Here is a 7,759-nt window from a genome sequence, read left to right as displayed (position 1 = left end):
CGCCGAGCACGAGGACAGGGACCGCGAAACGGTAGAGCACGGCGTCCCCCGCCCACATGCCCTCGGCCAGGATCGGGATCAGGAAGCGGTCCCGGTCGGCTCTGCCCCGAGCGAACCCGCAGAGTCCTCGTGTACCCGACGGCAAGCTTGCCCCGGCGTTCGAGGACCCGACGCCGGGTTCGAAGTGGGATGCGCCGCCGAAGCCGGTGGAGCGGGAGTTCGTGCGGCTGGTCGATGCCGGGGGAGTAGCGTGCACGGTGCGTGACACGCGCGGTCAGGAGATCGCCGCCGCCTGTGGCCAGCCGGCCGCTGAAGGCTGAGTTTCTGTTTCAGTGATGGAGAAATCGTCGTGATGTATGCCCCCAGCCTGCTGGACCCGGCTGCGGAATCGTTGAAGCTGTCGGACGTGTGCGGTGCGACGCAGGTCGCCCGGGAAGCCCGGACGTTGCTGGGTGAGCGGTTCAGCTCGGTGACGTTCATGTACGTGCTGATGCGGGCGTACGAGGTCGAGTACAACGCGGCGCGGGACGCTTCGCGGTGGCACGAGTTCCACGGTGGGCCTCGGGCGCTGTCGGATGCCGATCTGGAGAAGCTGCTCGCTCCGTGGCTTGACCGCTGACCAACGTCGAGCCGCTGCCTGCGGTGACCGATGGGCAGCCCGCCGGCGGACGTTCCCGGCCAGGGAAGGCGCCACGCTAGCCGCACAAAGCGACGAGTAACGGTTCGGCACGGCTGCGTAACGACCGCCGCCCCCGGCGCGAGTACAACCGCGAGGGTCCACCGGCGAATCGGGAGCGCACATGGCGGTTTCACCGGCGTCGGGACCGGACCGGGGCGTTCGTCGCCGCCGGCTGCCGGTGGTGGCCGGGTTCGCGCAGTTCGGCGGATTCGCGGTGCTGGCCGTTCTGTGGTTCACGCGGGGTGTCTGGTGGCCCGCACCCCCGGCCGATCTGCCGGGGCTCTTCGACTTCCCGAGTGCCTACATCGGGGACAGTCTGCTGCTTCCCGTCGCCGTCGCCCTCATGCTGCTCGGCGCTGGGCGGCTCCCCCGGGCGCGGCGGGACCGGATGGTCGCCGCCGTCTTCGCCACGGTCGCCGGCCTGCTGGCGGCCGGCGTCCAGTTCCTCTGGCTGGCCGACGACCATCCCCGGGGAAACTGGACTTTCCCGCAGCCGCACCGGTTCAACGTGGCCGGTGTCTGGCACGCGGGGTACTTCTCGGTGACTGCTGCCGGGCTGATGCTGGCGCTCGTGCTCTTCGGATACCGGACGTCGGCGGCGCTGCGCAGCGGTGAACGTGGTGCGGTGCTCGCCGTCCTGCGCGGCGCCGGCCCGTCCGTGGTGCTTTCGTGCCTGCTCGCTTACGTCGTCCTGGTGGCACGCGACTCCTCGGCGTCGACGTTCGCCTCGCGCAGCTCGCTCCTCAGTCTCGGCGTAGCGGTGGCGGTGTTCGTCGTCTTCACCGTGGCGGTGTTGCGGCGATCGATCGGGCTGCTCGCCCCGCACCTGGTGCTGGCCGTCTTCGCGGCCACGGCGGTTACCGTGGCCGTCGACGCTCCCTGGTCCGGGGACCGGACGCAGATCCTGGGCGAGGTCAGTTCCGGGCTGGTCGGTGTCGGAATCGGGTTGCTCACGCTCGTCCCGGGGCGGGGAAAGGCCCTCGAAGCCGAAGAATACCTGCGATATCGGCCCCATCCGGTCCAAATGCCCCTGGTCGGTGGCATTCTTGCCACCCTGCTCCCCGCGCTGTGGGTGCACGCATCGGCCGGGGTCGCCGGTTCGAAGTGGCTCGAAGCGGGCTTTTGGGTGCTGTGCTACCTGGTCGCGGTCGTGGTGGTCTGCGGGTCCGTTGTCCGGGGCACGCGCCTGCTCTGGGTTCGGCAGGCCACCGATGTCATGGTCGTCTCGCTCCTGTTCTGCGTGATCGGGCTCGTGGCGTTGACCGTTCCCCGGTGGCGGCAGGCCTCGGATGCCGCTCCACTGAGCAGTTTGCTGGTGGCGATCGTCATCTCCGCGCTGCTGTTTCCCATCCTCAAGATCCGCATGCACATCGAGATCCGGGACGAGCAGGGACCTCCTGACGACGAGAGCGGTTCGTTCGGGCTGGCCGGTGCCGCCAAAACGAGTGCGACGGCGACGGTCGGCATGCTCCTCGTGTTCGGATTGGCGGGGGTCGTCTCCCTGCTCGGCTTCACTCTGGCGGCGGCGGTGGATCGCAAGTACGTGGCCGACTCGGGGATGATGCCCCAGGCGTGGCGCCTGCTCGGTGCCGGAGCGGCGTTGATTTCGGTCGCGGTGGTTCTGCTCCGGTTCAAGAGCCGCCGGCCGGCCAAGCCGTTCCGATTTGCCGCCGCGGTTCTGACGGTGGCGTGGCCGATCATCGTGGTCGCCGTCGCCGGCGTCCACGAAGTGGCTCCCGTTGCCTGGGTGGCGGTCGCGGGCGGTGGTCTGCTGGCTCTGTGGTCGGCCAACACGATGGTCAACAACGTCGGGACGTTGCGCGGCACCAGGGTCGACGGCCCGTTGTGGGCGACTGTGGCCGCGGTCGTGGTCAGTGGCGTGGTCAGCGGCTTTTTCGCCGCGTCGATGGCTCTTGCCGCCGATTCGTCGCACGTCTACACGTGGTTCGCCGGCATCTCGACGGCTGCCGGCCTGCTCGGCGTGCACGGGGCGATGTCGGTGGCTGCCGGGCACCTCGTCGCGGTGGGACACGGAGGAACGCGGCACGGGATGACCCATAACCTGATCCAGGACGCGATCCTGGTCCTGCTGCTCTACGTGATTGTCCTGGTGATTCCGGCGACCACGCTCCTGCACCTTCCGCCGAGCCTGGGTTTCTGGGCGAGGTTCGTGGCCACGTTCGCCATTGTGGGTCCTTTCTTGACCTACTTCCTCGGTCCGTACAAGTGGCAGCTCGAGACGAACCTCGGGCATGTTCGCCGCGAGATCGCGTCTCGCTCCGAGATCAAAGCCCAGACGATGTCCGCGGTCGGACGTCAACGGGGGACGCTGCGCCGGAACCGGGTCATCCTCCTGGCGGCCCGCGGCAAGTTGAGCGGACCTCCTCAGCACCGATTCCTGCGAATTCTGCACGCTCACGTGCGCAACCAGAACGGAATCAGCAATGCGTTGCTGGGGGTTTCGCTGGTGGGATTCCTGGTCCTTTTGGGCGGCCAGACGACGGCGGCGCTCGCGTATCTCCGCGGTGATCAGGATCTGAAGCCGAGGGGATGAAGCGACACCGGCAAACGGTGCCGGTGAGGGCGTACGAATGGTGGCAGACAGTTCCCCGGCCGCGGTGTTAGAACGGTAGGCATGACGCATCGGATTTCTCGGTACGCCGCCATCGCCGTCGGGGTCGTTGCTCTGACCGGCGCCGGTGTCACACCCGCTTACGCCATCAGTGGCCCGATCCAGAGCTTCACGTTCTCCGGGACCGCGCTGACCGCGGTGAACGAGTATTCCTACTTCCCGCTCGGGCCCATCATTCCGCTGCCCGTCTCGATTTCGCGGGTGGTCGACGGCACTGCGCAGGTCGTGGCCAGCGGCAAGGGTGTTGTGCAATACCAGTGCAACGGTGCCGCGATCAACACCTACACCGCCAACGGCGTGGTGCTCAGCGTGCCCTGCGGCTGACCGGTCTTCCGGCTGCGCGTGCCGGGCGGGATGCTTCAGCGGGCCCCGCCAGGGACTGCGACAGGGTGACCAGCTCGCGGGCGTCGTCGTCGAGGCTGGCGCCGTCCGGGAGGGCTATCGGCATCGGCTCCTCCGGGACCGGTTCGCGGCGGGCGTGGGCTCGCAACGCCTCCGTCAGCCGATCCGGCAGGGGACCGTCCAAGCGGGCGACATACGGGCTGATCCGGACCAGCCCGTCGCGGCATTCGATCACCCGCCGGTAGTAGCGGCGGTGGACGCCGAGCACGCTCAGCGCGTCCCGCCAGCGGCTGAGCGGGGTGCGGCTCAGCGCGTCCTCCGGGAACGCCTCGTGCAGCTTCGTCCACAGCGGACGGAGGCGGTGGTACGTCCGCAGGTGCTGCCACCACACCCGGCCCGCCGCCAGGCGGGTCGCGACGCCGGGGTAGGACAGGCCGACGACGAGCAGGATCGCGCTCGGGAACACCAGCCAGACCGTCGCCTGGACCAGCAGCCAGGGGATCGCCGCCCCCGCCCAGTGCACCAGGACCACCGCGATCAGGGTCGCTCCGCCCACCGCGCCGATCGCGAACCCCAGTGACGCCACCGACAGCCCGCGGGCCAGCCGCGGCGCCGCCCCGCGCGCGTAGCGGCGGGCGAAGAAGCAGGCGCTCGCGATGCCGTAGGTGAGGTACAGGTCGGCCGCGAGGTAGAAGAGCGAGACCCCCGCGCGGGGGTACTGCGCCGGGGGGACGTCCGGCATGAGCACCGTGACCGTCGCCATCACCAAGATCGCCGCGCCCAGCGGTACCGCTTCCAGCAGGGCCCGCCGTCGGGCCCGGGCGGCCGGCAGGGCCGAGAACAGGAAGAAGCACGCCAGCGAGAAGACCAGGCCGCAGAGGAAGATGTGCTGGAACAGCAGCGGCACGATCCGCCCGGGGTCCGGCTGGTTGACGTCGCCCGCCAAGAGGCCCAGCGGGTAGGCGGCCGCGAAACAGGCCAGGCAGGCGGTGACCATCCAGCGCGCGACGTCGCCCGGCGCGCGGGTGAGCTGGTAGACCTTCCACAGCAGGGCGGGGAACAGGATGACGCCCTGGACCACGATGAGCGTGATCTTGCTGTTCACAGCCAGCCCAGCCGTTCGTCCAGCGCGGCGTCGATCCCCCGCGCGGCACCCTCGCCCGACGACGGCGGGGCGACCCGGTCGAGGACCGACGCCCACTCCAGGATGATCGTCGCCACCGTCTCGGCTTCCCGCTCGCGGTCGGTGTCGTAGGAGGTGCGCAGCAGGGCCCGCCGGACCGCCTCCGGTTCCAGGCCCGGTGCCAGCCGGTCGACCAGGTCGTCGTTCTCCTCGGTGGCGCCGTGGCCGGCCAGCAGGTGGCCCAGCTCGTGCAGGATGATGTGGCGCTGGTGGGGCTTGCTCGTGTCCTGCTGGTAGACGATGTAGTCGGCCTGGGCGGTGGCGATCCAGGCCCCGAACGGCCCGGGCACCGGGATCCGGTGCGGGAGCAGCCGGATCGGGCGCCCGCGCTGCCGGCCGACGCTGCGGCACAGCTCGAGGACGTCGAGCGGCGGCCGGATGCCCAGTTCGTTCAGCAGCCGCCTGCAGCGGCGCCGCAACTCGCGTTCCTTCACCAGCCGCCTTGCCATCGCCGTCGGAGGACCACGGACGGTAGCCCGTTCCGCCCTTACGGTAGACGACAGCACCCCAGTCGATCACCGCCCGCCCCGGGGACCCGGAGCCGCTAAGCGTTCTCCCGGGTGATTTCGCACAACGACGCGCGCAGCGGTGAACTGCCGCTCACCGGGTCGCTCGGTCCCTGGCTCAGCACGAGGTTGAGGTTGGCGCTGCCGTCGCCGGTGACCGGATAGCCCGGCTCGCCCAGCCCGGCCGCCGGCTGCCACCAGCCGTGCTGGCCGCACACCACGCCCGGGTCGAGGTTGACGTTGAACTTCGCCCGCGCGCGGACGCTGCCCCGGGGCGTCTCCAGCCGCACCCAGTCGCCGGCGGTGATGCCGCGCGCCGCCGCCGCGTCGGGGTGCAGCTCGACCTGGGGGTCGGGAGCGGACTTGCGCAGGCTGGTGATGGCGCGGTGCTGGGTTTCGCAGAAGAACAGCGACTTGGCGCAGGTGAGGATCAGCGGGTAGCGGGCCGCCAGGTCCGGCCGGGACAGCGGGCTGAGCGACGGCTCGTCGTAGCCCGGCAGCGGCGGGTAGCCCTGCCGGAGCAGCTCCTCGGAATACAGCTCGACCACGCCGGACGGTGTCCGGAAGCCGCGCTGCTCGTACTTGCGGTGGACCGTCGGCAACGGCAGGCGGATGCCCTCGGGCGCGGCCCGCAGCTGGTCGAGGCTGACGCCGCTGGGCGCGAGCCGGTGGCGCCAGGCCGCCTCGATGTCGCCGTCGAAGAAGTGCTCGCCCAGGCCGAGCGCGAGCGCCAGGTCGAAGATGATCCGCAGGTCGGAGCGGGCTTCGCCGCACGGGGCGACCAGCGGACGGCGCAGCTGGACGGTGGACTGCGCGTCCTGGCTGGTCTCGAACCCGATCCGCAACGCCTCGGCTTCCCACGCGCTGGTCGCCGGCAGCACGATGTCGGCCTGCTCCGCGGTCGGGTTCGGGAACAGGTCCGTGTGCACGAAGAAGTCCAGCGCGCCGAGCGCGTCCCGGCCGCGTGCGCTGTCGCCGTGGGCCAGCACCAGGTTGGCGCCGAAGTTGACCAGCGCCCGGGCCCGGTACGGGACGCCGTCCAGCGCCGCCCGGTAGAAGTCCTCGCCGGTGACGAACTCGAACCGCGCCGGGCCGAGCGGCCGCTCGGCGACGCCGATGGCCTTGGCCCGCTGCCCGGCGGAGAGCAGCGGCATCCCGTCGACCGGATTGGCCGGCACGGGCGTGAACAGGACGTTCCCGCCGGGCACGTCGAGGCAGCCGGTGAGGGCGTACAGCTGCGCGATGGCCCGCACGGTCTGCGTGGCGTTGCTGTGCTGTTCGAGCCCGCTCCAGGTGTAGAACGCGACCGGGCGCGCTTCCCAGAGCAGCCGGGTGGTGGCGGTGATCCGGTCCGCGGGCACGCCGGTGATCCGCTCGGCGACGTCGGGGGTGAACCGGGCGCACTCCTCGGCGATGAGGTCCCACACCCGGCGGGTCGCCACGCCGTCCGGCGGGGGTGTGCCGGGCGCCAGCAGCTCGCCGGTGTCGGTCCGGACCATCCACGACGCATTGGTCCACCGGGTGACGAAATCGCTGTCGTACCAGTCGTTTTCGATCATCTCGTGGGTGATGGCCAGCGCGAGCGCGGCGTCCGTGCCGGGCCGGACGCGCAGCCAGTGGCCGGCCTTGCTCGCCAGCCCGGCCCGGCGCGGATCCACCACGACGAGCTTCGCGCCCCGGCGCAGCGCGGCCGTGGTCGCGGTGGCGTGCGCGAGCCGGGACACCGACGGGTTGTACCCCCAGTAGAGGATGCAGCCGGCGCGTTCGAGGTCGGGCAAGTAGGTGCCCGGCACCGGCTCGCCCCAGGTGTAGGTGGTGGCCAGGTGGCGGCCCCAGCCGCACAGCTCCATGTAGCTGACGAGGTTCGGGCTGCCGAAGGCCCGCCGGAGCCGGGTCAGCCAGTCGGCGGAGTCGGACATGGCCGACGTCGACGGCGAGGCGCTGCCGAACACGACCGCTTCCGGTCCGGACTCGGCGGCGATCGCCGTCAGCCGCGCCGCGACGGTGGCCAGCGCCTCGTCCCAGCCGATGCGCTCCCAGCCGGGGTCGGCCGCGCCCTTCGGAGCGGTCCGCCGCAGGGGGTGCAGCAGCCGATCGGGGTGCGCGACGATCTCCGGCGCGGCCTTGCCCTTGACGCAGATCGCCTGGCCGGTGGGGTGGCCGGGCAGCGGGCGCAGGGCGAGCAGGCGTCCTTCGTCGACGGTGGCGGTGGCTCCGCACCGGGACACGCAGAGCGGGCAGAACGTCGCCACTTCGGTCGCCATCGGCGCACCTCCGATGTGCTCCATCCGGAGCATTCATCGTGGCACCGGCGCGCTCCGGTGGTGCGCTACAAGTTGATAAAGGAAATTCCGCGGGAAATTTGCGGCTCGTTAATTCGGTGGCGCCGCCGAGGTGGACGGAGTTGAGTCGGCTCC

At 70.9% G+C, this 7,759-nt stretch carries 6 protein-coding genes and 1 pseudogene; 4 read left to right on the top strand and 3 right to left on the bottom strand.

The features are described 5' to 3' along the window. Positions 1-164: 164 nt before the first annotated feature. From C2L58_RS41470 to C2L58_RS41455, 4 genes and pseudogenes are all read left to right on the top strand, one after another. Positions 165-320: pseudogene (locus tag C2L58_RS41470) on the top strand (23S rRNA (adenine(2503)-C(2))-methyltransferase RlmN); the annotation flags it as partial. Positions 321-352: 32 nt separating this feature from the next. Next, positions 353-619: a hypothetical protein gene (locus C2L58_RS41465; protein WP_103343090.1), complete on the top strand. Its 267-nt coding sequence runs from the start codon at positions 353-355 to the stop codon at positions 617-619. Between the two features lie 181 nt (positions 620-800). Further along, positions 801-3,233: a hypothetical protein gene (locus C2L58_RS41460; RefSeq protein WP_103343089.1), complete on the top strand. Its 2,433-nt coding sequence runs from the start codon at positions 801-803 to the stop codon at positions 3,231-3,233. A gap of 81 nt (positions 3,234-3,314) precedes the next feature. Further along, on the top strand, positions 3,315-3,635 hold the full coding sequence (locus C2L58_RS41455) for a hypothetical protein (RefSeq protein ID WP_103343088.1): 321 nt from the start codon (positions 3,315-3,317) through the stop codon (positions 3,633-3,635). On the opposite strand, the gene C2L58_RS41450 is transcribed toward C2L58_RS41455, so the two are convergent. From C2L58_RS41450 to C2L58_RS41440, 3 genes are all read right to left on the bottom strand, one after another. Beyond that, entirely contained in the window at positions 3,616-4,758 is a 1,143-nt protein-coding gene (locus tag C2L58_RS41450) for an MAB_1171c family putative transporter (protein ID WP_103343087.1), read from the bottom strand. The genes C2L58_RS41455 and C2L58_RS41450 overlap by 20 nt on opposite strands. Then, positions 4,755-5,270 (bottom strand): ImmA/IrrE family metallo-endopeptidase, encoded by a 516-nt coding sequence (locus C2L58_RS41445; RefSeq protein WP_103343093.1) that lies wholly within the window; start codon positions 5,268-5,270, stop codon positions 4,755-4,757. Before C2L58_RS41445 ends, C2L58_RS41450 begins: the two co-directional genes overlap by 4 nt. Before the next feature lie 110 nt (positions 5,271-5,380). Then, on the bottom strand, positions 5,381-7,606 hold the full coding sequence (locus tag C2L58_RS41440; RefSeq protein WP_103343092.1) for a molybdopterin-containing oxidoreductase family protein: 2,226 nt from the start codon (positions 7,604-7,606) through the stop codon (positions 5,381-5,383). Between the last annotated feature and the right edge of the window lie 153 nt (positions 7,607-7,759).

Origin of the sequence: Amycolatopsis sp. CA-126428 (assembly GCF_002904335.1) — a bacterium.
GTDB lineage: Bacteria > Actinomycetota > Actinomycetes > Mycobacteriales > Pseudonocardiaceae > Amycolatopsis.
The sequence above is the reverse complement of the archived record's forward strand: the minus strand, read 5'-3'. Positions and strand labels throughout refer to the sequence as shown.